The organism is Actinoallomurus acanthiterrae, from assembly GCF_054775715.1.
Genome location: NZ_BAAHCO010000001.1, coordinates 3,250,415 through 3,273,098 on the forward strand (window position 1 = coordinate 3,250,415; position 22,684 = coordinate 3,273,098).

Below are 22,684 nucleotides of genomic sequence, written 5' to 3' on the forward strand. Positions count from 1 at the left end.
CGCGTGACGCGCAGTGCGAACGCGAGCTCTGGGAGGCCGTCGAACGGTTCACGGCCGCGTACGCCGCGTGATGCGTTCGACGGGCGGTCTCGTTCCGGCGGCTTTCACGCGGAGGTGATGACCTGGTCGTCGGCGGGCGATTCGCCGGATCCTGTGGGGTCCTCGGCGGGGCCGTCGCCGCTGCGGAGGGTCAGCCAGGAGCACACGGTGGCCAGCAGCGCGGTGCAGCCCAGGACGAGGGCGGTGACGGCGAACGCGTGGGTGGTCCGCGGCGTGTCGTGCGGTGTCGCCCCGCTCAGGTAGACCGCTCCGAAGGCGGCCACGCCGAGCGCCCCGCCGATCTGCAGGACCGTCGTGCTGACGCCGCTGATGTCGGGCGCGTAGCGCGGCGGGACCGCGTTGGTGAGGCGGCCGAGCAGGGAGCTGAACTGCGTCCCGAGCCCGAAGCCCCCGGCGGCGAGCAACGGGATCAGCGGCCCGAGGCTGTGGGAACCGGTGAACAGGTCGGCGCTGATGGTCAGGTACGCGGCGGTGAGCAGCGCGCATCCCGCGACCGGCAGCACGCGGGCGAACCTTCCGGGTACGAGCCGGGCGGCCTGACCGGCCAGTCCGAACGCCGCCACCCAGGGGACCAGGATGAGCCCGGAGACCAGCGGACCGCGCCCCAGGCCGTTCTGCAGGTACTGGGCGAGGGTGAACAGCAGCGCGTAGTAGGTCGCCGTCGCGGCCGTCAGGGTGAACAGGCCCCACGCGACCGTCGGCCTGGTCAGCACCTGGAGGTTGACCAGGGGTGCCCGCCCGCGGGCGGAGGTGCGCAGCTGGGCGGCGACGAAGATTGCCAGGGCCGGCACGCTCGCGGCGAGCGACACCCACGTCCACGCCGGCCAGCCTTCGGGACGTCCGAGGATCAGGGGCAGGACGATCAGCAGCACCGTGAGCGAGAGCGTCGCCACGCCCGCGAAGTCGACCTTCTGGCCGCCGCGCCCCTGGTCGGAGGGCAGGCGGCGCGCCGCAGCGGCCATGGCGACGGCGCACACGGGCACGTTGACAAGGAAGATGGCCCGCCAGCCGGTACCCGCGAGGTCGGCCGTGATGAGCACACCGCCGAGGATCTGGCCCGTGACGGCACCTCCGGACAGCGCGATGCCGTAGAGCCCGATCGCGCGGACGCGTTCGGCCGCGGCGAAGTTCAGCTGGATGCCGGTGAGCGCCTGGGGGAACATCAGCGCCGCACCCGCGCCCTGGACGACCCGCGTGATCACGAGTATCGCCGCGTCGGGCGCGAGCCCGGCGAGCAGCGACGCCACCATGAACAGGCCGGTGCCCAGCATGAAGATCCGCTTGTATCCGTGCGTCTGTCCCAGCCGGGCACCGGTGATCAGCAGCACCGCGAACGCGATGAGATATCCGCCGATGACGAGCTCTGCGGAGGTCGCCGACGCGTGCAGGTCGCTCTGGATGGCCGGTGTGGCGACGTTGGCGATCGTGGCGTCGGCCTGGGAGAGGAAGGGCGCCGTCAGCAGGACGGCGAGCAGGGCCCCGTTGTGTCGTTGCCGACTCATCGGCTCATGCTCCTGACGAAGATTGGGGGTCGATTCGTACAGGAGTGGAAACCCCGGCCCGCCGGCTTCGGTTGCACGCCGGCCGGTCGTATCCGCTCCGATCCAGGAGGCAACCGATCAAGGTCTGGCGAGTGTAAGTGGTGTGAAGATCGAAACACTGGGGGCCGCGAACGGTCCTCCCTCCCGGCGTCGTGACCCGGCCGAAGACCGGAACGACCCCGCGCACCCTCGGGGTGATTCCGACCAGGACACGGCCGCGGTCTTCACCGCCCTGTTCCACGAACATCACCCGGAGATGGTGCGGGTCGCGCTGCTGATCGTCGGCGATCGTGCCAGCGCGGAGGACGTGGTGCAGGACGCCAACGCCTTCGACGCCATCACCCGGATCTCGGCGACGACCGGAGACCTGGCCGGCGGGTTCACGAGAGTCCCGGCCTTCGCGAGGGGCATCCGGCCGTTCGGCTCCGGAGACCACCTCCTCCTTTTCGGCAGCGGCCAGGTGGCCCGCCTCGACGACGGCCGTCTTCACGGGATCACCCGGGGACACGACAACGTGGACGCCGCCTGGTGATCTCTGCGAGCCACCGCGATTCCCTGCGGGGAATCGCGGTGCCGGAGGTCGGGCTGCACACTGCTGCGCATGACCAATCCAGTCGATGTCGAGCAGCTGGTTCATAGCAGCGAATTGATGCGCTTCACGAAGATTGTCCGTACTGAGGATGGCGAGTCGGCGTTCGAGGACGGCGAGATCGCACTCGAACGCCGGCACGTCGCCGACGGGGTGCCGGCCATGTCGGTCGGCGGAGTGCCGTCGAGCGGCGGTGTGCAGTTCGTGGGCAGCGCCGCGTTCGACAGCACCGCGCACCCGGCACCGCGTGAGCAGTGGGTGGTGATGCTGCGCGGAACGATCGAGGTGACGGTCAGCGACGGCAGCCGGCGTCGCTTCGGCCCCGGCGACCTGGTGCTCGCCGCCGACACCACAGGAACCGGGCACGTCACGACCGGTGTCGGCGAGCCACCGTACGAGGCGCTGTTCATTCCGGTCTGAGTACGTCGAGGGTAGGCCCGGGCGCGCATCCGGATCCGGCCTCGCCGGGACCTGGCGCTAGGTGATGGCGATGGCGGGCGCGACGCGCGCCGATCCGATGCCGCGGTCGGGCTTACCGAGGCGAAAACGCACCTTGCCCTTGAGCACAGTGCCGGATTCGGCCTGACCGTCGGTGAGGGCCTCGCCGGGGAACAGCGTGAACGTCCACCTCGGGTTCGCTTCGCAGTCGGGCAGGTGGCGGCCGCCCTGCAGGACGCGGGCACCCCAGAGCCGGCGGATCATCAACGCCCTGGTGTCGACGCCGGCCACCGTGAACGACGCCGGCGACGCGGCCGTGACCTGGTCATGGCTGCCCAGCGACGGGCCGTAGACGCCGGTCACGGTGGCGACCATGGTCCACGGCCTGCCGGACGGGATGCCGGGGACACCGGCGGGGAGCCGCTCGTCGAACACGTCGTTCGTGGGTGCGCCGAGCTGGTCCGCTCGGACGGCCGCGACCATCGCGCGCCGGGTGTCCAGCCTGCCGAGGTCCGGCACCAGCAGGATGCCGTACGTGGTCTCATCCGCGAAGCGGGCCGAGGCGAAGTGGTCGCGAAGCGCGAGCACCGTACGCTCGGCGGCCTCCCACAGGTCGTCGGAGAACGCGGTCTCCAGGTAGCCGGGCGTGACCGCCGGGAGCCCGGCCCGCGCCACCGCTTCGGCCACGGATTCACAGCGAGACCACCCGGACTCGGCCAGTCTCACGATCTGCTCGTCCTTGAACGACATCCCTCTACCGTACGGATCGTTGTCATCGAACAGTTCCTCGCGCAGGCCGCAAGCCCCCACGAGATCGCGCCCCTTGACCTCTAGCGAACTCCAGGTGGAACGCCCCTCGGCGGGCCGCGTTCGGCGGTCGACGTCGAGACGACGGCGTGGTGACCGGCTTACGGCAGGGCGATGAACCTTGTTGATCTTGGGTTCCGGTGGGGCGGGGTCATCACTAATGATCTTGCTCGGTTCCTCCATCACCCTCATCGGAGGTAAGAGCATGCGCACGCCGACCCTACTCCGGATCAGAACGCTGTCGCTGGCCACCGTGGCCGCGACCGCCGTCGCCGCGTCTCTCGCCCTGCCCGCCTCGGCCGCGTCCACCGACGTCGGCGTCGCGGCCGCGCCGAAGAAGAAGCTCCTGTTCACGAACAAGCACTACGACGCGGACTTCTGGCTGGGCCCCTGCAAGGCCGTCGCCTGGCACCGCAACATCACCAGCATCCCCGGCGGTGCGCGGTGGTCTTACATGACCACCTACACCCAGCTCTACGGGGGGCCGAAGAACGACTGCACGGTCAAGGTGCAGCTGCACGCCCGCGCCAAGAGCGACAAGAAGATCCACGACTTCTCCGCGAAGAAGAAGGGCGGGACGGCGACCGTGCAGATAACCGGCCATCGGTGCTGGTCGCTGCACACGATCTACTACAAGGGCTACAGCTACACGGTCAAACTGACCGCCGACCCCGGCTTCAAGTGCTGACCTTCCCCGACCGTCACGGGCCCCGCGCTTCCCCGCGCTGGGCCCGTCCTCATTCCCTGGAGATCACCTTGGGTCGGAGGGCCGGCGCTCCAGCAGGTGAAGGCGCGTCGTCGCGTTGATCCACGACGCGTGGAAGATCCCGGCCGGCCACAGGAGTAGACCCAGGATCATGCCTGCCGCCGTCTGGACCGTGTCGGTGTCGTTCTCGGGGCCGCTGCCGATCAGGACGAAGGCGACGACCGCCAGCACCAGATAGACCGCGGCGGCGATGAGCCACGACGGCCGCCGGTGCCGGACCGCTATGTAGCCGAACGACAGCCAGGTGCCCGCGCCGAAGGCCAGCGTCGGCAGCATCCAGAGGCTGTGGCGCACCTTCCACCCGATCCCGTACGGCTCCGGCGGACCGGGCCTGACAGGTGCGCCGCGCCCCGGAACGGTTCCGGCGTCCACGGCGGATCGGTCGGGGACGGCCGCCGGCCGATGCTCGCCCGCGCCGCGAACACCGCCGGTCGCGCGCGCGGCGCCGGGCACCTGCGGGGCGCCGGACGGCGGGTCGGCCGTGCCCGACAGGCGTACGAGCACGCGGGAATAGAGGTGCAGGCCACTGTCGCCCACGATGTCGATCTCGCCGAGCGGGCCTGGCGGGACGACGTGGGGCAGGAGGCGGTCGTACGTCTCCCGGGCGGTCGTGGGACGGCGTGCCGGGTCCTTCTCCAAGAGCTGTCGGACCAGCGCGTCGAGCGCGCCTGGCACGTCGTCGCGCGGTAGTGGCGCGGGGGCCTGTTCGAGTTGGCGCTGCATGAGTTCGGCCGGTGAGGCGGCGTCGAAGACGGGTTCGCCGCCGAGCATTTCGTGCAGTACACACCCGAGCGCGTACAGGTCGGTGTGCGGGCCGGTCGGCAGGCCGCGTAGCTGCTCGGGCGCCATGTACGCGGGGGTGCCGACCGGCTGGCCGGTGCGGGTGAGCCGCGAGATCGCGGTCTGGTCGATCAGGGCGGCGATGCCGAAGTCGAGGACCTTGACGGCGCCGTCGCCGGTGACCATGACGTTCTGCGGTTTGACGTCGCGGTGGACGAGGCCGCGCTCGTGGGCGGCGGCGAGCACCGCCGCGATCTGTGCGCCGATTCCGGCCGCCCAGGGCAGCGGCAGCGGGCCCTCTTCGGCCATCAGGTCGCCGAGGGTGCGGCCCTCAACGAGCTCCAGGACCAGGAACAGACCGCCCTCGTACGTGCCGGCGTCGTACACGGAGGGAACTCCGGGATGCCGGAGCCCGGCCGTGACGGCCGCCTCGCGGGCGAACCGGCGGGCGAGTTCGTCCGGGCGGGTGTGTCCGGCGAGGGTGTCCTCGGTCAGGAGCTTGACCGCGATGCGCCGCTCGAGCTGCCGGTCCTCGCCCTCCCAGACCTGGCCCATGCCACCGCGGCCGAGCGGGCTCAGCAACTCGTAGCGACCGGCCAGCACCAAGTGCCGTCCCACGTTGACCATTGGAACCCGCACCCTACGAGGGAGGCGCGAGGGTGCCCTCGGCGACCCCGTCGGCCAGGAGTTGCGCGAGCTCGGAGCCCATGGCGATGGTGTTCCGCAGGGCCGATTCGAACTCCGTCATCCGGCGGAACGCCGCGCCGTACCGGTGCTGGTCGTCCAGGGACAGGCGGGGCACCTGGGCGCGCCGGATGTCGGCGCGGCCGATCGTCCCGGTCGACTGGACGATCGTCGCGCGGGCGTTGGCCGAGCTGCGCAGGACCCCGGCGACGAAGTGCGGGTCGAGGTGCCGGGGATCGACGCGGATCAGGCACAGTTGCGGGCCGAGCAGGGGGCCGTCGCCCTCGGCGACCCGGACCGCGAAGTGCCGGGCGACCACGGCCACCACGACGTCGCCGGCTTCGATGGGGATCCAGCGGGCGTCGTCGCGGGGGACGCTGCCCGTCGGGGCGCGGCCCTCGATGACGTCTTCGGCGGTGATCAGGGGAGCGTCGCCGTCCTCGGTGTCACCGCGCATCGGCGCGTGGTGGATCGTGAGGTGGCCCAGCCGGGCGAGTTCGGACAGGGCAACGGACCGGGTCTCCGGGCGGCCCGTCGCCGGGGGCAGGGCCGGGACGAGATCGCCGGCCTTCTCAAGCGTGGAGGCCAGCCGGTCATGGGTCTCGGTGAAGCGTTCGGCGATGCGCTCGGACCGGGCGGCGGACACGTGGCGGGACGGCGTCAGGTCGACCTCCTCGTCGAGCAGGTCGATCACGGGGACCGCCCTGCTGACGCCCGCCGTGTCGTGGTCGGGGTCGTCCGCGTGCCGCCGCCAGGTGGTGACGACCGTGTCCGGGTCGGCACTGTCGATCATGAGGACGGTCGACGGCGGGGTGCCCTCGGGGCGGCGCAGGATCCACAGGTGGTGGGTCGCGGACAGTCCCGCCACCGCGCGCAGCGCGCCCTTGCGGAGCAGTTGGGCGCGGATCCGGCGGCCCGATCGGCGGCCGGCCGCGACGGCGGGCATCAGGACGACGGCTCGCCCGCCCGGCTCGAGGTGGGCGAGCGCGTGCTGCACCCACGCCAGCTCCGGCTCCAGGCGCGGCGGCAGGCCGTACTCCCAGCGCGGGTCCGTGGTGAGCTCCTCGTGCCCCCACGCGCGCTCATGGAACGGGGGATCGCAGAGGACCACGTCGGCCAGGGCTCCGGGGAAGGCGTCGCGGCGCATCGAGTCGCCGTCCAGGACGGTCGCGTCGCCGCCGAGCAAGCTGAGCCGCACGGTGGCCAGCCGGGCCACGTCCCGGTCGGCGTCCTGACCCAGCAGGCGGCGCCCGTCGCCGAACGCGGAGAGAAGGACGTCGCCGGTGCCGCAGGCCGGGTCGAGGATCGTACGGGCGTCCCCGGCGAGCGCGGCCATCAGGCCGGGTGCCTCAGGGGGAGTGGTGGAGGCGCGGCGGGTCTGTGTCTCCCGGTAGCGGGTGAAGAGGAACTCGAAGGCCTCGACGGCGCCCCGGGCGTCGGCGAGTTCGGCGACCGCGTGGGCCGTCTCGGCGCTCAGCGGATCCGCCCGGCGGGCCCCGGTCGCGTGGTGGTCGAGGAGGAGCTCTCCGGCGTCCGCCAGCACTTCGGCGACCCGCAGATCGTCGCGGGCCTCGGCCCGTAGCGCCTGCCAGACGCGCTCCTCCAGCGGGAGCTCCTGGAGTTTGTCCTGGTCCCGGAGCCAGGCCTCGATCTCGGCGAGCGCGAAGACCGGGCTGGTGGGGGTGCCTCCCACCGGCTGGGGGAAGTCGGGGTGCCGACGCCGCCAGTTGCTCACGGCCGCCCGTCCGACCCCGGCCAGCCGGGCGATGTCCGCCGCGCTCACAGTTGCGTCGTCCTGCACGGTCCGTCGTTCCCCTTCACGGTCCCTGAACGCGACCCGGAGCCCCGGCTGTTGCGTCGTCACGTTACAGCCAAGTGATCGAACCGTCGACCACAACCGTCACAGTTGTTAATTGAATTCACATGTGCTTTCCTTGGCGAGCGCCGGAACCAGTGGGTATCCGGTGAGCATGATCAACTACTTCAGCCTTGGAGACCGGAGATGAAGATCCCCCCTGCCCGCCGGATCCGGACCGGCGCGATCCTCGCCGCGGCCGGTGCCGCCGTTCTCGCCGTCGGCGGCTGCGGCGGTAGCGGTGGTGGCGCGAAGCACGACTCGGCCACCGGTTCCAAGGCGCCGGCGGCCGCCTCCGCCGCGCCGGAGATCCTCAAGGGCTCCGCCCTCAAGGCGTTCCTGCTCCCCGCGAGCGACATGCCGAAGGGTTTCCGGATCCTCGCCGACGGCACGCGGGACAGCGGCGACGGCGTGGCGCCCCGCACCGACGCACCCGTACCGGCGAAGAAGGTCTGCGGCGCGCTCGGCCAGACGTCCTGGATCCGCGTCACAGGGATCGGCGAGGCCGCGTTCGCGCAGAGCGACTACGGCAACGCCGGCCAGACCGAGGAGGTCGCGCAGGACATCGACACCTATCACGGCGACGACGCGCGTCAGGTGATGGCGAAACTGCGGAAGGTCTTCGCGCACTGCGCGACGTTCACCGACAAGTCGAGCGGCGGGACGGCCAAGGTCAAGGTGACGAGCGCCAGCCTGCACGGCGCGGGCGATGAGGGCGTCAAGGCCGTCGTGACGTCGCCCGCCTGGGACGGCGGCACGACGCTGGCCGCCGTCCGGGTCGGGAACACGGTCGTCACCACCCTCTACAGCTCCAGCCACGCCGACAAGGGAGCCTCGGCGGTCACCCTGACCGAGCGGGTGGCCAAGAAGATCAACGCCGCGAGCTGACCCGGCCCGTTCCGGAGCGCCGGCGGCGGGCCCTTCCCAAGATCATGGCGGTCCGGTGAGGGTGGACGGGTGAGCCATACGTTCCCCCTCGCCCCCGCACTGGCCGTGATCTTCGCCGGAGTCCTGCACGCCACCTGGAACGCCCTCGCCAAGGGGGCCGCCGACCGCTACGCCGGCTTCGCGCTGATCGGCGTGGCGCAGGGCGGTGCGGGCCTGCTGATGCTGTGCCTGGCCGCCGCGCCCGCGCGCGCCTCCTGGCCGTGGATCGCGACCTCGGTCGTCCTGCACGCCGTCTACACCTGGCTGCTCGCACGCTCGTACGAGCTGGGCGACTTCAACCAGGTGTACCCGCTGGCGCGCGGCACCGGCCCGCTCATCGTCGCGTTCGTCGCCGCCACCGCGCTGGGCGAGCGCCTGAGCGTCACGCAGTTCGCCGGGGTGGCGGCCGTGTGCGGCGGGCTGGGGGCGCTGGCGTTCGCCGGGGGCGCGTCGCGCGGGCAGGGGCGTGCCATCGGCGCGGCCCTGCTGACCGGCGTCTCGATCGCCGCGTACACGCTGGTCGACGGCGTGGGCGTACGGCACGCGGGCACGGCCGTCGGCTACAGCGGCTGGCTCTTCTTCGGCATGGGACCCGTCGTCGTCGCCTGGGTGGTCGCGGCGCGCGGCCGGGCGGTGTGGGCCGGGGTGCGGGCCCAGTGGCGGACCGGCCTGCCCGGCGGGCTGATCTCGGTGCTGGGGTACGGGATCGTGGTCTGGGCGCAGACGCGCGGCGCGCTCGCCGCGGTGGCCGCCCTCCGCGAGACCGGCGTCATCACCGGCGCGATCATCGGCGCCGTCTTCTTCCGCGAGCGGATGGGACTGCCGAGGCTGGCGGCCGCGGGCGTCGTCGTCGCGGGCGTCGCCCTGATCAACCTGCACTGAGAACGCCCCCCGCGATCGATTATCGGTGATTACCCGGATGCGGAGAGTCAACGATCTATCGCATCGTCTTGGGATGACAGTGGGGCCACGATGAGTCTGGCGGATCCGGACCGGATGGCGCGCGAGCTGTACGCGGCGGCGCGGCAAGGGGCCACCAGCGACGAGCTGGGGGAGTCGATCTCCCGGGCCTTGAAGGCCGTGGCGCACGACGCGTTGTACCTGTCGGGCACGTGTCCGGCGGCAGGGTTCGGTCCCGATTCGTTCAGTTTCTGGCACGCGGTGGAAGCCGACTTCGGCCGGGCGTTCCTGCGCGACGACCACGCGGGCGTCCATCCGTACCGGCCCGAAGACCTCGCCGGATTAGCGGTTCCCGCGGGCGTGGTCGGGGCCGATGACCGCCGGGTGCGCCGCCTCTTCGGCGCCCACGGGGTCGGGTGTGAGCTGCGAATGCTGCTGCGGGACGCCCGCGGAACGTGGGGGACCCTCGGGCTGCTGCGCTCCGAAGGGGGCAGGCCGTTCGACGGCGGTGACATCGCCCAGGTGGCGCGGTCGGCGCCGGCGCTGGCCAAAATGGTGCGCGGCTATGTCACCGCCGGCCGCCTCACCCCTGCCATTCCCGCGCCGCCACCCGGCGTGGTCATCCTCGGCCCGGACCACGCGATCCGATCGGCCACCCCTCAGGCGCGCGCGCTGCGAGACCGGATGAGCGGCGACCACACCTCGCCCGACTGGGTCTTCCCCTCGGTCCTGTCCGGTCTGTCGATGCGCGTCCGCAGGGCCGGTGCGGGCTCCGTGGCGGCCTTCGGGCCGGCGGCCAGCTACGGCCGGTGGATGGTGTGCGAGGCGCAACCGCTGGACGGCGACGCCACCGGTGACGTGGCGGTCATCATCCAGGCCGCGGACGGCGAGCGGCTGCTCCCGCACTTCTGCGACTGGTACGGGATCACCCCGCGCGAACGTCAGGTCATCAGCCGGCTGCGCGACGCGTCGGCGGCCAAGCACATCGCCCGCCGCCTCGGCGTCTCGGTGTACACGGTGAACGACCACCTCAAGGCGGTGTACCGCAAGACCGGCGCCGGCTCCCGCGACGAGCTCCTCGCCGCCATCACCAACTGACGCGCTGCGGATCCGGCCCGGTTTGACGCCGTCCACGGCTAGCCGTTATCTATATGGCTAACCGTTAGAGGTGATCACTCGTGCAGGACGTCGTGCTGGCACTGCTGGCCAAGGAGCCCTCCCACGGCTACGAGCTGCGGGCCCGGCTGCAAGACGCGCTCGGCCCGATGGGGGACGCGCTCAACGCGGGGCAGGTCTACGTCACCCTGTCCCGGCTGGAGAAGTCCGGGCTGGTGACCGCCGAGCACGTCGGCCAGGTCCACCGGCCGGACCGGAAGGTGTACGAGCTGACGGCCGAGGGTCGTCAGCGCGTCGACGCCTGGCTCGCCGACCTGACCTGGGGCAAGCCGAGTGAGTTCCACCTGAAGCTCGTCGCCGCGGCGGCGGCCCGGCTCGCCGACCCGCTGGACCTCGTGGAGGCCCAGCGCCGGGAGCTGCTGCGCCGGCTGGCCGACGTGCAGCGTGCCGCGCTGAACGAGCCGGACGGCTCGGCGGCGGCGCTGCTCATCGAGGGCGTGACGCTGCGGCTGGAGGCCGACCTGCGCTGGCTCGACGCCTGCGCCCGGCACTGGGACCGAAGGGGCTGACCATGGCAACACTGCGGGCTCGCGGGCTGCGCAAGGAGTACGGCACGGGAGCGGGTCTGGTGCGCGCGGTCGACCACGTCGACCTCGACGTGGCGCCCGGGGAGACCGTCGCCATCGTGGGATCGAGCGGCTGCGGCAAGTCGACGCTGCTGCACCTGCTCGGCGGGCTCGAACGCCCCACCGGCGGTGAGGTGCGCCTGGGGGACCGGCGGATCGACCGGATGTCGGAGACCGAGCTCGCCCGGCTCCGGCGTCACGCGATCGGGTTCGTCTTCCAGGCCTTCCAGCTCGTCGACGAGCTCACCGCCCAGGAGAACGTCGAGCTGCCCGCACTGCTCGCCGGCGTCGGTCCCCGCGAGGCTCGGCGGCGGGCCGCCGCGCTGCTGGAGCGGGTCGGGCTGACCGACCGCGCGAGCCACCTGCCCGCGGCGCTGTCCGGCGGGCAACGCCAGCGGGTCGCGGTCGCCCGCGCCCTGATCGGCCGGCCGCTCATCGTGCTGGCCGACGAGCCCACCGGCAACCTCGACAGCGAGGCGACCACCGAAGTGCTGCGGCTGTTCGCCGCGCTGCGCGCCGAGGGGCAGACCCTCCTGCTGGTCACGCACGAATCCCGCGTCGCGGCGACCGCCGACCGCGTGGTCACCATGCGGGACGGCGCGCTCGTCGGCCAGACGAACCTGGCCGGCACGGGCGGCGACCTCGGGGCGTACGCCGGGCTGGAGGGCTGATGAGCACGCTCACCGTGGTGATCCGCCTGGCGCTGCGCGACCTGCGCCGCCGCCGCGCCGAGGCGTTCCTGCTGCTGATCGCCCTCGCGGCGACCACGACGACGCTCACCGTCGGCCTGACGGTGGGAGGGGCCGCCGACCGGCCCTGGGACCGTACGCGCGCCGCGACCGCCGGTCCCGACGCGGTCGCCACGGCGCCCCGGTCCGCCGACCTGGCCGCGCTCGCGCACGCGCCCGGCGTCACCGGGACGGCCGGCCCGTACCCCAGCGTCTCGGTCGAGGACCTGCGCGTCCGGGACGTCCGCGTCGCGGCGTTCGTGCAGGGACGCGACACCGCCACCGGACCGATCGACCGGCCGCAGGTCACCGCGGGCGGCTGGGTCCGGCACGGCGGTGTCGTCGTCGAGCGCGCCTTCGCGCACGCGCTGAACGTACGGCCGGGCGACGAGCTCACGATCGCCGCCGCCGGCTCCGCGTCGCGGGTATCGCCGTCACCGCCGCCCGGGTGCCCTATCCCTCCTCCACACCCGGCCTGGTCTGGACGACGCGGGCCGACCTGAGGTCGCTCGGCAGGAAGGTGACCTCCCAGGTGATGCCGATCCGCCTCGCCGACCCGGCCGCCGCGCCCGCCTTCGCCGCCGCGCACCGGAACGTACGCTCCTGGCAGGACATGGGGGCGTACGCCACCGCCGAACTCCACCTGGTGAACCAGGCCCTGCTGACCGGCACCTGGGCGCTCGCCCTGCTGGCCGTCGCGTGCGTGGCGGTCCTGGTCGGCGGGCGTCTCGCGGACCAGACCCGCCGGGTCGGGCTGTTGAAGGCGGCCGGCGCGACGCCCCGGCTGGTCGCGTTCGTCCTACTCGCCGAGCACCTGCTGGTGGCCGTCGCCGCAGCGGCCGTGGGGCTCGTCGCCGGCTGGGCGGCGGCCCCGGCGATGGCCCGGCCGAGCGCCGGGCTCCTGGCCGCCGGCCGCCCGGACCTGACCCCCGGCTCGGCGGCGATCGTGGTCGTCGTGGCCCTCGCCGTGACCGGCGCGGCGACCCTGGTCCCGGCGATCCGCGGCGCCCGGACCAGCACCGTACGGGCGCTGAGCGGTCCGGCGCGGACGCCCCGGCGTTCGCCGCGCCTGATCGCGCTGTCCGCCCGCCTCCCGGTGCCGCTCCTGCTGGGCGTACGTCTCGCGGTACGCCACCCGCGCCGGGCCGTGCTCGCCCTGATCAGTCTGGCGATCACCGCCGCGATGGTCGTCGCGGCGATCGCCATGCACGGCGACATCGCCCGGAAGGACGCCCGGACGACCGGGATCATGTTCGTGCCCGGTGTCCCCAACCCGGTGACGGAGCAGGTGAACCAGGTCGTGCTCGCGCTCACCGTCGCGCTGCTGACGCTCGCGGCGGTCAACGCGGTCCTCATCGCGTGGGCGACGTCGATCGACTCCCGCCGGCCGACCGCGCTCGCCCGCGCCCTCGGCGCGACCCCGGGCCAGGTGACCGCCGGGCTGTCGGCGGCACAGCTGCTTCCCGCCGCCGTGGCCGGGACCTTCGGCATCCCCGTCGGCCTGGCGGTCTATGCCGCGGCCCGTACGGTCGGCGGCGCGTCGGGCGGCGGCGCGATCCCGTACGCGTGGCTGCCCGCCGTCGTCCCGGGGACCATCGTGGCGGTCGCGCTCCTCACCGCCCTCCCGGTCCGCCTGGCCGCCGGCGCCCCGTCGCCGAGGTGCTGCGCGCCGAGTAACGGTTCGAGGGGCGGCGACGCTGAGCGGCGCCCGCGGCAAGGGGACCAAACGCGGAGAGAACACCGGCGGTGTGGTCCACGGCAGCCCCGCCCAGGTGAACCGCCGCGACGAGGCCCCACGCTCCGACTGACCTCCGGTCGCCGCGATCCGGAACGGCCGTCAGGGCCGCTGCCGCGCGGCGGGCCGGGAGGAGGACTCGGACCCGGCCATGTCGAGGAGGACCATCGCGTCGTAGTCGGGGGTGCCGGGCTCGGCGTAGTAGGCGTTGAGGCGTTGGCCGGGAGTGCCCTCCAGCTGCATGGACTGATAGCCGAGGGTGAGGTCGCCGACCTCCGGGTGATGGTAGGTCTTACGGCCGTACGGGCGGGCCCGCACGTCGTAGCGCTCCCACAGCCGCGCGAATTCGGGGCTCTTGAGCAGCAGCTCGCCGACGAGCTGGGCGAGGTCGGGTGCGTCGGGGTCGGTGCCCGCCAGAGCCCGTAGGCGGGCGACACAGCCGCGGACCTGGTTGTCCCAGTCGTCGAACAGGTCGCGCGCCGCAGGGTGGAGGAAGACATAGCGCGCGATGTTGCGCTGCTTGACCGGCCACTCTTCCATCCCGGCGAACAGCCGCAGCGCGGCGGGAGTGTGCGCGAGCAGGTCGGTGCTGCGGCCGACCACGTACGCGGGGTTGGGCCGCAGGCTCTCCAGCAGCAGCTTGACACCGGGCCGTACGGTCCGGCTGGGGGCGGTCGGCGGCTCCGGGATCTGGCGGGCGGCCCGCAGCGCGAGTTCGCGCAGGTGGTCGTGTTCCGCCTCGTCCAGCTGGAGCGCACGGGCGAGGGCGTCGACGACCGCCGGGCTGGGGCGGGTCTCCTTGCCGCGTTCCAGGCGCGTGTAGTAGTCGATGCTCACCCCGGCGAGCGTGGCCAGCTCCTCACGGCGCAGGCCGGGGGTACGCCGCAGGCCGGGACCGACCGTGAGGCCGACCTCGGCGGGGGTCACCTGAGTACGGCGGGCGCGCAGGAACCGCCCCAGCTCCGTGCCGCCCGCACTGCCGCTCTGCTGCCTCGTCATGTCTCCAGTCTGGCGGCGCCGTCATCCGCCTCACAGTCACGTGGGGGGCCCTGTCACACCCCTGAACGCCAGGCCCCGGCACAGCGCGGTCTGCCACGCGGCGCACGCGTTTGTAAGGCTTGACGGCATGCGCACCACCACACTTGGCAGCAGGGGCCCGGAGACCGGCGTCATCGGCCTGGGCTGCATGGGGATGACCTTCTTGTACGACATGAAGGCCCCCAGAGACGAGAAGACGTCGATCTCGGTGATCCATCAGGCCCTCGACCTGGGCGTGACGCTGATCGACACAGCCGATGTGTACGGCCCTTACACCAACGAGGAGCTGATCGGCCGGGCGCTGGCCGGCGGCCACCGCGAGCGCGCGGTGCTGGCCACCAAGGTCGGCCTGGTCGTGAGCGACGCGACCGGCGGCCCCGAGGGCTCCCCGCTCATCGTGGGCGACGGCCGCCCCGAGCATGTCCGCAGGTCGATCGACGAGAGCCTGCGCCGTCTCGGCACGGACCACGTCGACCTGTACCAGCTGCATCGGGTCGACCCGCGGGTGCCGATCGAGGAGACCTGGGGGGCGATGGCGGAGGCCGTGGCGGCGGGCAAGGCCCGGCATCTCGGCCTGTCCGAGGTCACGGTGGAGCAGATCAAGCGGGCACAGGCGGTGCACCCGGTGACGTCCGTGCAGTCGGAGTTCTCCCTGTGGACCCGTGACGTGCAGGACGAGGTCCTGCCGTACTGCGAGGAGCAGGGCATCGGCTTCCTGCCGTTCTCCCCGCTGGGGCGAGGATTCCTCGTCGGCCGGTTCTCCTCCTTCGACGACCTTCCCGAGGACGACCGCCGCCGTCGGCTGCCACGTTTCCAGCAGGACGCGCTGCGCTCCAACCTGGCCATCGTCGGCCGGGTGCGCGAGATCGCCGAGCGGGCCGGGGCCACCCCGGCGCAGGTGGCGCTCGCCTGGGTGGTGGCCCAGGGCCGGTACGTCGTGCCGATCCCCGGGACCAAGACCCCGAAGTACCTGGTGGACAACGCCGGAGCCGGTGATGTCGAGCTGAGCGCGGCGGACCTGGCCGACCTCGACGCACTGCCCGCCCCTGTCGGCGGCCGGTACTGACCTTTCGCGGCCGCACACGTCAGAGCGGCCGCACAACGGATTTTCAGGAGATTCACGATGGAGTACACCCGTCTGGGCACGTCAGGGCTGAAGGTCAGCCGGATCGCGCTGGGCTGCATGAGCTTCGGCGCTTCCGAAAGAGCGTCGTGGCGCTCGACGACGAGGGGGCTGAGCCGATCTTCCGGCAGGCCCTCGAGCTCGGCATCACCTTCTGGGACACCGCCAACGTCTACGGGCTGGGCACCTCGGAGGAGATCGTCGGACGCGCGCTGAAGAAGTACACGCGCCGAGACGACATCGTCCTGGCCACCAAGGTCTTCTTCCCGCTGCACGAGGGCCCGGGCGGCTCAGGGCTGTCCCGCAAGGCGATCATGGAGCAGGTCGACGCCTCCCTGACCCGGCTCGGCACCGACTACATCGACCTCTACCAGATTCACCGGTTCGACCCGGAGACTCCGGTGGAGGAGACGATGGAGGCGCTGCACGACGTCGTGAAGGCTGGCAAGGTCCGCTACCTCGGCGCGTCGTCGATGTGGGCGTGGCGGTTCGCCGCGATGCAGCACGCCGCCGAGACGAACGGATGGACGAAGTTCGTCTCCATGCAGGACCAGTACAACCTGGTGCAGCGCGAGGAAGAGCGGGAGATGTTCGGCCTCCTCGCGGACCAGGGCGTCGGCAGCCTGCCGTGGAGCCCGCTGGCCGCGGGCCTGGTCGCCCGGCCCTGGGGCGAGAAGAGCACGACCCGCGCCCAGAGCAACCCGACCACCGACCAGCAGGGCCGTCCGCTCTTCCTCGACGGTGACAAGGCGACGGTGGACGCGGTCCAGCGCATCGCCGAGGCACGCGGCGTCTCGATGGCGACGGTGGCCATGGCCTGGGTGCTGAAGAACCCGGTCGTCAGCGCGCCCATCGTGGGCGCCACCAAGCCGCACCACCTGGCCGACGCCGCCGCGGCGCTCGACGTCCGGCTCACCGACGACGAGGTCCGCTCACTCGAAGAGCACTACACCCCGCGCGAGCCCACGTACTTCTGACCGCGCGTCAGCGCTTCCGCTTCACGGCGGAGTTCCGCTGAACTCCACCGTCATGTGCCGGTGGCGCCGACGGTGGCCTCGACGCCGAGTTCGGCCGTGAACCAGTCGAGGGTGCGGCGCAGGCCCGTCTCGCGCGGCACGGTGGCCCGCCAGCCGAGGCGCTCGCGCGCCAGGGAGGTGTCGGGGCGGCGCACCGCCGGGTCGTCGACGGGCCGGTCGACGAAGGTGATCGGTGAGTCGGAGCCGGCCAGGTCCCGGATGGTCTCGGCGAGCTCCAGCACCGTCATCTCCTCCGGGTTGCCGATCTTGACCGGTCCGGAGACGTCGCTGCGGGCGAGGGCGAGGATGCCGGCGACCGTGTCGTCGACGTAGCAGATCGACCGGGTCTGGGCGCCGTCCCCGGCCACCGTGAGCGGCTCGCTGGATCTCCGTTTCAGTGCTGCTCCGGTTCGGGCGGGCAGGACGAGCCCTCGGGCTGGAGGGTGTCGGGAGGCTCGGCGGTGACGTTGTGCTGGAGCCGGTCGAGCAGGCGGTGCAGCGCGGCGATCTCCTCGGGCGCAAGACCCTGGCGGAGGCGCTGATCGTGGGACTGCGCGGCGGTCGCCAGTCTCCGGAAGAGCTGCTCGCCGCGCTCGGTCAGGGCGACCTGGTGAATGCGACGGTTGGCGGGGTCCCGCTGCCGGGTGATGAGACCGTCGGCCTCCATCGCGTTGAGGTGGTGGGTCAGGGTGGCGCCCTGGATTCCGACGGCGCGCGCGAGTTCGCGCTGGTTGGCGGGCCGCTGGGTCTTGAGCGTGAGCAGGATCAGCCATATCGGCAATGAGCCGCCGGCCGCGGCCAGGGCGTCGTCGAAGACCCGACTGACCGTCTTGGCCGTCTGGGACAGAACCAGCCCGATGGGGGGCCCGAAGGAGGCAGCCATAGCCGAACACCTTAATCGATTCCTCCTGAGTCTAACCGTTTGACATCTCACCGTTAGATATCTAATAGTCTACGAAAGCCTGCCGACCGGAGGGATCGATCATGAGTACGCAGCAGCAGGTTCTGGAACTGGGCCGCCGTTGGGCCGAGGCGGAGCAGAACGCCGACGTCGCCGCGCTGGATGAGCTGGCCACCGACGACTTCACCCTCGTCGGGCCTGCCGGGTTCGTGCTGCACAAGCCTGAATGGCTGGACCGTTACCGCACCGGCTCCCTCACCACCCACACCCTGGTCTGGGACGAGGTGGAGATCCGCGACTACGGCACCGCCGCCGTGGCCGTCGGCCGGGCACACCCAGAAGGCCGAATACCAAGGGCATCCGGTCGACGGCCGCTTCCGGGTCACCCACATCGCCGTCCGGCGAGAAGGCCGATGGCTGCTGGCCGGCCTGCACCTGAGCGCGATCGCCGGTCCGTGACGGCGACACGGCGAGGACGGATCATGCGCGTCAGCATCAACATCACCCGCTATTCGTGGCCGGGCGGCCCGGAACGCCTGGGCGCCGAGCTCGAGCGGGTCGTCCGGCTGGCCGACCAGGCCGGCCTGGACACCGTCTGGGTGAGCGACCACCTGCTCCAGGCCGACCCGACCGCCACCGTGGACGGCGAGATGCTGGAGGCCTACACCACGCTGGGCTTCCTGGCCGCCCACACCCGCCGCGTCCGGCTCGGCACCATGGTGACCGCCGCGACCTACCGGCCGCCCGCGTTGCTGGTCAAGGCCGTCACGACACTGGACGTGCTGTCGGGCGGCCGGGCCTGGCTCGGCATCGGCACGGGCTACCACCAGGGCGAAGCCGACGCCATGGGACTGCCGCTGCCGCCGCTGCCCGAACGGTTCGAACGGCTGGAGGAGACGCTGCGGATCGCCATCCGCATGTGGGCGAACGACACCAGCCCCTTCGAAGGCCGTCACTTCCGGCTGGGCGGCCCGGTCAGCAGCCCCCAGCCGCTGCGGCGCCCGCGCCCGCCGATCCTGATCGGCGGGATGGGCGAGCAGAAGACCCTGCGGCTGGTCGCTCTGCACGCCGACGCCTGCAACCTGTTCGACATCCCCGACGGCGGACTCACCATCCGCCACAAACTGCGGGTCCTCGCGCGGCACTGCGAGGACGTCGGCAGGCCCTACGGCGAGATCGAGAAGACGGTCAGCACCCGCTTGGGAGAGACCGAGTCCGCCGACGAATTCGCCGAACGCTGCGCGGCCCTGGCCGAGCTCGGCCTCGACCACGTCGTCGTGATCACCAACGGCCCCTGGACCGAGGGCGCCGTGGCGCGCCTGGCCCAGACGGCCGACCGCGTACGGCCCGACTGAACCGTACGTCCGCGTGGAGCGCCCACGAGCGCGGGCAGGACGATCCTCCGCCGGCGTTAGGCCGCTCCGTCGCGGGCCTCCTGAGAAGACGCGGCATGATGGCGGCCATGACGCGACGTTCACTGCGGGTCGTCCTGGCCGAGGACTCGGTCATCCTGCGCGACGGCATGGTGGAGCTGTTGTCGGCGCGAGGGTGCACGGTCGTCGCCGCGGTCGGCACGCCGGACGACCTGCTGGCGGCGGTCGCCGAGCACGGCCCCGACGTCGCCGTCGTGGACATTCGGATGCCGCCGTCGCACACCGACGAGGGCATCCGCGCCGCCCTGGAACTGCGGCGGAGCCGTCCGGAGGTCGGCATCCTCGTCTTCTCCCAGCACGTGGAGGCCGTCCTGGCGGCGCGGCTGCTGTCGGGCGGCGCCGCCGGAGTCGGATACCTGCTCAAGGAACGGGTGGCCCGGACGTCCGAACTGGTCGACGCCCTGCACCGGGTGGCGACGGGCGGTACGGCGCTCGACCCGGAGATCGTCACCGGGCTGTTGGGGGGCGGCACCCGGCGGAGCCGCGTCGACTCGCTCACCGGGCGGGAACGCGAGGTGCTCGACCTCATGGCGCAGGGGCATTCCAACCGGTCGATCGCCCAGCGCCTGGTCGTGACGGAGCGGGCGGTCGAGAAGCACGCGGCCGCCATCTTTTTGAAGTTCGACCTCCCGCCCGCCGAGACCGACAACCGCCGGGTCAAGGCGGTGCTCACCTACCTGACGGAGACCGGCTCAGCGTGAAACGGCAGGTCAGGACGGTCACGGGCTCGCGTGTAATGCGGCCTACCGGTGGGTGTACGGGGCTGCGGCGGGTGTGCCGGCGGGCCGAGTGATGAGACCTGCCGGTGGGTGCCGGCGGTCCGGGTGCTCACCGGCCACGGGGTACATCGACGGGCGCGGGCGGGAACTCCTCGCGGCGGTCACACCGTCGTCGGCAGATCGGCGACGACGGTCGTGGGACCGCCGTCGGGGCTGGTGATCCGGAGGGTCCCGCCTACGGCCTCCACCCGCCGGCCCAGCCCGGTCAGCCCACTCCCGGCGGCCGGGAACGCGCCGCCTCGCCCGTCATCGGTCACGACCAGCCGGACCCGCTCGTGGGTGGCGACGACCTCCACGACGGCGGTGTCCGCGCCGCTGTGCTTGGCGATGTTGGTCAGCAGTTCGGCGACGCAGAAGTACACCACGCGCTCGATCGCCGGGTCCGGGCGCTCTCGCAGGTCAAGGCGCAGGTCGACCGGGGTCGGGCAGCCGCCGGCGAGGGAGGGCAGGGCGGCGCCGAGCCCGGCGTCCAGCGGGACCGGATTGATGCCCCGGGTGATCCGCCGCAGCCCCGCGATGGCGTCGTCGGTCTGGGTCCGCGCGCGGGTGAGGAGAGCGGCCAGCCGGCCCGGCGCCGGATCCGGGTGCTCGCCGAGCGCGTCGTCGGCCAGCGAGAGGGTCATGGCGATGGCGACCAACTCGGCCTGCGTCCCGTCGTGCAGATCGCGTTCGATCGAGCGCAGCGCCTCGGTGTTCTCGGCGGCCAGCGCGTGCCGTGACCGTTCGAGCGCGCGCAGGCGCCGCTGCCCGGACGTGGGGCCGAGCAGGAGTCGGGCCAGCCGGCGGTTCAGCGCGCTCGCTCCACGGACGGCGGCGGGGACGGCCGTCAGCAGGACGACTCCGAGGAAGAGCCCGGCCACGACCACCCACCAGGAGTTCGGGCGCTCATGTAGGGAGAGCGTGAGGGCCAGGACCGGGAAGACGATCAGCCAGAGCGCGCCCACCGGCAGCACGGCCGCGGCGACGAAGGCCACCAGCCCGGCCGGAAGCCGGAGGACCAGGTACAGCAGGGCCCGCCAGCCCGTCGAGTCGGTGAGGCCGGCGCGGATCCAGCCGAGTACGCCGGGCGAACGCGGCGTCGGCTCCGGGCTCGGGATGTCCGCCCCGAGGAGCCGGGTCACGGCGAGGCGGTGCAGCCCACCGAGCACCCGGGCGCCCCGCAGACCGGTCGCGACGAGCGGAAGCCCGACCAGGGTCACCGCCAGCAGCGTGCCCGCGTACAGCATGGCGACGACGTAGACGACGCCCGCGACGGCCACCGGCAGCCCCGCGACGGCGAAGACCACCTCGCCGGCCCGTACGGTCGGCCTGAACCGGCGGACCCGCCGCGCCCATCCCGTCCGCCGCGCCGCCTCCGGACGCGCACCGCGCCCTTCGGCCGCGGCCTGTGCTTCCGGCCTGCCCTGTGCTTCCGGCCTGGCCTGCGGTCCAGACGTGACCTGCGGCTCGGGCCTGGTGGTCCCGTCTCCGGGGAGGTCAGCCACGTTGCCCCGCGACCGTCTCCGTGGCCGGTCCGGAGGTCGCGCGCCGGCCGGTGAGGAGGATGCCCAGCGCGGCCAGCACCGCCACGCCCGCCGCGATCGACCCGTACCCGACCGGGCTCACCGACGGGAGCGGGGAGCCCGGCAGGGTCACGCTGAACGAGGTCACGGTGGCCACCGTGACGGCCGTGCCGGTGAGCGTCCCCACCGCCGTGATCAGCAGGCACTCGGCGCAGAGCATGGAGGTGAGCTGCCGGCGGGTCGCGCCGATGAGGGACAGCAGGGCGAACTCGCGGCGCCGCGCGGCGGTCAGCGCCGCCAGGGTGTTGACCGTGGACACGCCGCCGAAGCAGACGAGGAGGGTCAACTCGGCCTGGCGGAGCCAGGTGTCGCCGGCGGAGTTCACCGAGGCCATCTCCGTTCCTGCGAGGCGGCGGGAGGCATCGCCGACCGTATCGCCCATGAACCGGAACGCGCACGCCAGCGCGGTCAGCAGGGCCAACGGGACCACCGCCGACGACAACCGGGCGGCGTACCCGCGCAGGTTCGCGTCCGCGAGCCGGCCCGACCGGGGCGCGATGACCCGGACGGGAAGGCCGAGGATCGCGACGACGGCCACGGTGAACAGCGGCCCGAGGAGCGCGACCGCCGCCATGAGGGCCAACGTGGCCAGCAGCGCGCCCTGCCCGGCCTTGTCCGGGGGCTGCCGTGCGACGAAGAGGCAGAACGCGACCCCGCCGGCGAGCGCGAGCAGCCCGACCGGCGTGCGGATCGGCCCGGCCCGGCGGTCGCCGCCGACGCTCTCTCCCAGCGCGACGGCCGGTGCGACCCGGCAGACCGGGCGGGCGGCGACCACGGCGGACAGCGTTCCGAGCAGGAGCGCGATCACGGAGGCCGCCACCGCCGGCACCGGGGTGAACGGGATCCGGCTTCCCGCCGGCACCAGGTCCCGTTCCACCAGCGCACCGAGGAGACGGTGGGCGCCAAGTGTCCCGGCCGCCCAGCCGGCCGGGCTGACGAGGGACACCACGATCAGGACCTGCCGGCGCACCAGCTCGCGGACCTGCCGGGGAGTGGCCGCCACGGTGCGCAGCAGCGCCAGTTCCCGGTGCTGCTCGCGGACCGCGAAGCCGAGCGTGTTGGCCACCACGAACAGCGCCACCAGGATGGCGATCTCCCCGAACGCGCCCCCGATGAGCACGAGACCGGGCTGCCCGGCGCGCGCCGGCGGAGAGACGACGCTCGCGGCGATCAGCGACCCGAACAGGGTGATCGCGGTCACCGCCATGAACACGGCCGTGGCGAGCCCGGCGAACGTCGCCGGCCGGGTCCGGATCTGCCCGAAGGCGAGCCGCAGCACA

Annotated in this window: 22 protein-coding genes and 1 pseudogene; 14 read left to right on the forward strand and 9 right to left on the reverse strand. The window is 72.7% G+C overall.

The genetic code is table 11. The features are described 5' to 3' along the window. Window positions 1-104: 104 nt before the first annotated feature. Entirely contained in the window at window positions 105-1,562 is a 1,458-nt protein-coding gene (locus tag ACYVF7_RS15840; RefSeq protein ID WP_460340384.1) for an MFS transporter, read from the reverse strand. Window positions 1,563-1,704: 142 nt separating this feature from the next. On the opposite strand from ACYVF7_RS15840, the gene ACYVF7_RS15845 reads away from it, so the two are divergent. Beyond that, window positions 1,705-2,133, forward strand: a complete 429-nt coding sequence (locus tag ACYVF7_RS15845) for an RNA polymerase sigma factor (RefSeq protein WP_460340387.1) — start codon at window positions 1,705-1,707, stop codon at window positions 2,131-2,133. A 69-nt stretch (window positions 2,134-2,202) separates the two neighbouring features. Continuing rightward, window positions 2,203-2,610, forward strand: a complete 408-nt coding sequence (locus ACYVF7_RS15850; RefSeq protein WP_460340390.1) for a cupin domain-containing protein — start codon at window positions 2,203-2,205, stop codon at window positions 2,608-2,610. Window positions 2,611-2,667: 57 nt separating this feature from the next. On the opposite strand, the gene ACYVF7_RS15855 is transcribed toward ACYVF7_RS15850, so the two are convergent. Then, a complete protein-coding gene (locus ACYVF7_RS15855) occupies window positions 2,668-3,378 on the reverse strand; it encodes a hypothetical protein (protein WP_460340393.1) in 711 nt (236 codons plus the stop codon). Between the two features lie 262 nt (window positions 3,379-3,640). On the opposite strand from ACYVF7_RS15855, the gene ACYVF7_RS15860 reads away from it, so the two are divergent. Next, a complete protein-coding gene (locus ACYVF7_RS15860; protein ID WP_460340396.1) occupies window positions 3,641-4,123 on the forward strand; it encodes a hypothetical protein in 483 nt (160 codons plus the stop codon). A gap of 63 nt (window positions 4,124-4,186) precedes the next feature. Here the strand turns inward: ACYVF7_RS15860 and ACYVF7_RS15865 are convergent, their stop codons facing one another. Both ACYVF7_RS15865 and ACYVF7_RS15870 read right to left on the reverse strand, forming a co-directional pair. Beyond that, window positions 4,187-5,599 (reverse strand): protein kinase domain-containing protein, encoded by a 1,413-nt coding sequence (locus ACYVF7_RS15865; RefSeq protein WP_460340399.1) that lies wholly within the window; start codon window positions 5,597-5,599, stop codon window positions 4,187-4,189. A 22-nt stretch (window positions 5,600-5,621) separates the two neighbouring features. Then, window positions 5,622-7,466 (reverse strand): N-6 DNA methylase, encoded by a 1,845-nt coding sequence (locus ACYVF7_RS15870; RefSeq protein ID WP_460340402.1) that lies wholly within the window; start codon window positions 7,464-7,466, stop codon window positions 5,622-5,624. Window positions 7,467-7,667: 201 nt separating this feature from the next. On the opposite strand from ACYVF7_RS15870, the gene ACYVF7_RS15875 reads away from it, so the two are divergent. The 7 genes and pseudogenes from ACYVF7_RS15875 to ACYVF7_RS15905 form a co-directional block, all read left to right on the forward strand. After that, on the forward strand, window positions 7,668-8,408 hold the full coding sequence (locus ACYVF7_RS15875; RefSeq protein WP_460340405.1) for a hypothetical protein: 741 nt from the start codon (window positions 7,668-7,670) through the stop codon (window positions 8,406-8,408). A 69-nt stretch (window positions 8,409-8,477) separates the two neighbouring features. Continuing rightward, on the forward strand, window positions 8,478-9,329 hold the full coding sequence (locus tag ACYVF7_RS15880; protein ID WP_460340408.1) for an EamA family transporter: 852 nt from the start codon (window positions 8,478-8,480) through the stop codon (window positions 9,327-9,329). Window positions 9,330-9,419: 90 nt separating this feature from the next. After that, window positions 9,420-10,445: a helix-turn-helix transcriptional regulator gene (locus ACYVF7_RS15885; RefSeq protein WP_460340411.1), complete on the forward strand. Its 1,026-nt coding sequence runs from the start codon at window positions 9,420-9,422 to the stop codon at window positions 10,443-10,445. Between the two features lie 80 nt (window positions 10,446-10,525). Continuing rightward, window positions 10,526-11,032, forward strand: coding sequence for a PadR family transcriptional regulator (locus ACYVF7_RS15890; protein ID WP_460340414.1), 507 nt, complete (start codon window positions 10,526-10,528; stop codon window positions 11,030-11,032). 2 nt (window positions 11,033-11,034) lie between these two features. Next, window positions 11,035-11,760 (forward strand): ABC transporter ATP-binding protein, encoded by a 726-nt coding sequence (locus ACYVF7_RS15895; protein ID WP_460340417.1) that lies wholly within the window; start codon window positions 11,035-11,037, stop codon window positions 11,758-11,760. Continuing rightward, window positions 11,760-12,320 carry a hypothetical protein gene (locus tag ACYVF7_RS15900; RefSeq protein WP_460340420.1) on the forward strand — a complete coding sequence of 187 codons (561 nt, stop codon included), beginning with the start codon at window positions 11,760-11,762 and terminating at the stop codon, window positions 12,318-12,320. The genes ACYVF7_RS15895 and ACYVF7_RS15900 overlap by 1 nt, the downstream gene beginning before the upstream one ends. 110 nt (window positions 12,321-12,430) lie before the next feature. Then, window positions 12,431-12,772: pseudogene (locus ACYVF7_RS15905) on the forward strand (FtsX-like permease family protein); the annotation flags it as partial. 882 nt (window positions 12,773-13,654) lie between these two features. Here ACYVF7_RS15905 and ACYVF7_RS15910 read toward each other — a convergent pair. Then, complete coding sequence (locus tag ACYVF7_RS15910; protein WP_460340423.1) at window positions 13,655-14,551, reverse strand: helix-turn-helix transcriptional regulator; 897 nt, start codon at window positions 14,549-14,551, stop codon at window positions 13,655-13,657. A gap of 127 nt (window positions 14,552-14,678) precedes the next feature. On the opposite strand from ACYVF7_RS15910, the gene ACYVF7_RS15915 reads away from it, so the two are divergent. Further along, a complete protein-coding gene (locus tag ACYVF7_RS15915; RefSeq protein WP_460340426.1) occupies window positions 14,679-15,656 on the forward strand; it encodes an aldo/keto reductase in 978 nt (325 codons plus the stop codon). Between the two features lie 146 nt (window positions 15,657-15,802). Beyond that, a complete protein-coding gene (locus tag ACYVF7_RS15920) occupies window positions 15,803-16,690 on the forward strand; it encodes an aldo/keto reductase (protein ID WP_460340429.1) in 888 nt (295 codons plus the stop codon). A gap of 50 nt (window positions 16,691-16,740) precedes the next feature. On the opposite strand, the gene ACYVF7_RS15925 is transcribed toward ACYVF7_RS15920, so the two are convergent. Both ACYVF7_RS15925 and ACYVF7_RS15930 read right to left on the reverse strand, forming a co-directional pair. Beyond that, window positions 16,741-17,097, reverse strand: coding sequence for a hypothetical protein (locus tag ACYVF7_RS15925; RefSeq protein WP_460340432.1), 357 nt, complete (start codon window positions 17,095-17,097; stop codon window positions 16,741-16,743). A gap of 26 nt (window positions 17,098-17,123) precedes the next feature. Then, entirely contained in the window at window positions 17,124-17,612 is a 489-nt protein-coding gene (locus ACYVF7_RS15930) for a MarR family winged helix-turn-helix transcriptional regulator (RefSeq protein ID WP_460340435.1), read from the reverse strand. Window positions 17,613-17,713: 101 nt separating this feature from the next. On the opposite strand from ACYVF7_RS15930, the gene ACYVF7_RS15935 reads away from it, so the two are divergent. Both ACYVF7_RS15935 and ACYVF7_RS15940 read left to right on the forward strand, forming a co-directional pair. Then, window positions 17,714-18,985, forward strand: a complete 1,272-nt coding sequence (locus tag ACYVF7_RS15935; protein WP_460340438.1) for a TIGR03560 family F420-dependent LLM class oxidoreductase — start codon at window positions 17,714-17,716, stop codon at window positions 18,983-18,985. A gap of 107 nt (window positions 18,986-19,092) precedes the next feature. Continuing rightward, window positions 19,093-19,764 carry a response regulator gene (locus tag ACYVF7_RS15940; RefSeq protein ID WP_460340441.1) on the forward strand — a complete coding sequence of 224 codons (672 nt, stop codon included), beginning with the start codon at window positions 19,093-19,095 and terminating at the stop codon, window positions 19,762-19,764. 179 nt (window positions 19,765-19,943) lie between these two features. On the opposite strand, the gene ACYVF7_RS15945 is transcribed toward ACYVF7_RS15940, so the two are convergent. Together ACYVF7_RS15945 and ACYVF7_RS15950 are read right to left on the reverse strand one after the other, a co-directional pair. Next, complete coding sequence (locus ACYVF7_RS15945) at window positions 19,944-21,326, reverse strand: sensor histidine kinase (protein ID WP_460340443.1); 1,383 nt, start codon at window positions 21,324-21,326, stop codon at window positions 19,944-19,946. Then, window positions 21,319-22,683: an ABC transporter permease gene (locus tag ACYVF7_RS15950; protein WP_460340446.1), complete on the reverse strand. Its 1,365-nt coding sequence runs from the start codon at window positions 22,681-22,683 to the stop codon at window positions 21,319-21,321. Before ACYVF7_RS15950 ends, ACYVF7_RS15945 begins: the two co-directional genes overlap by 8 nt. Window position 22,684 lies beyond the last annotated feature (1 nt).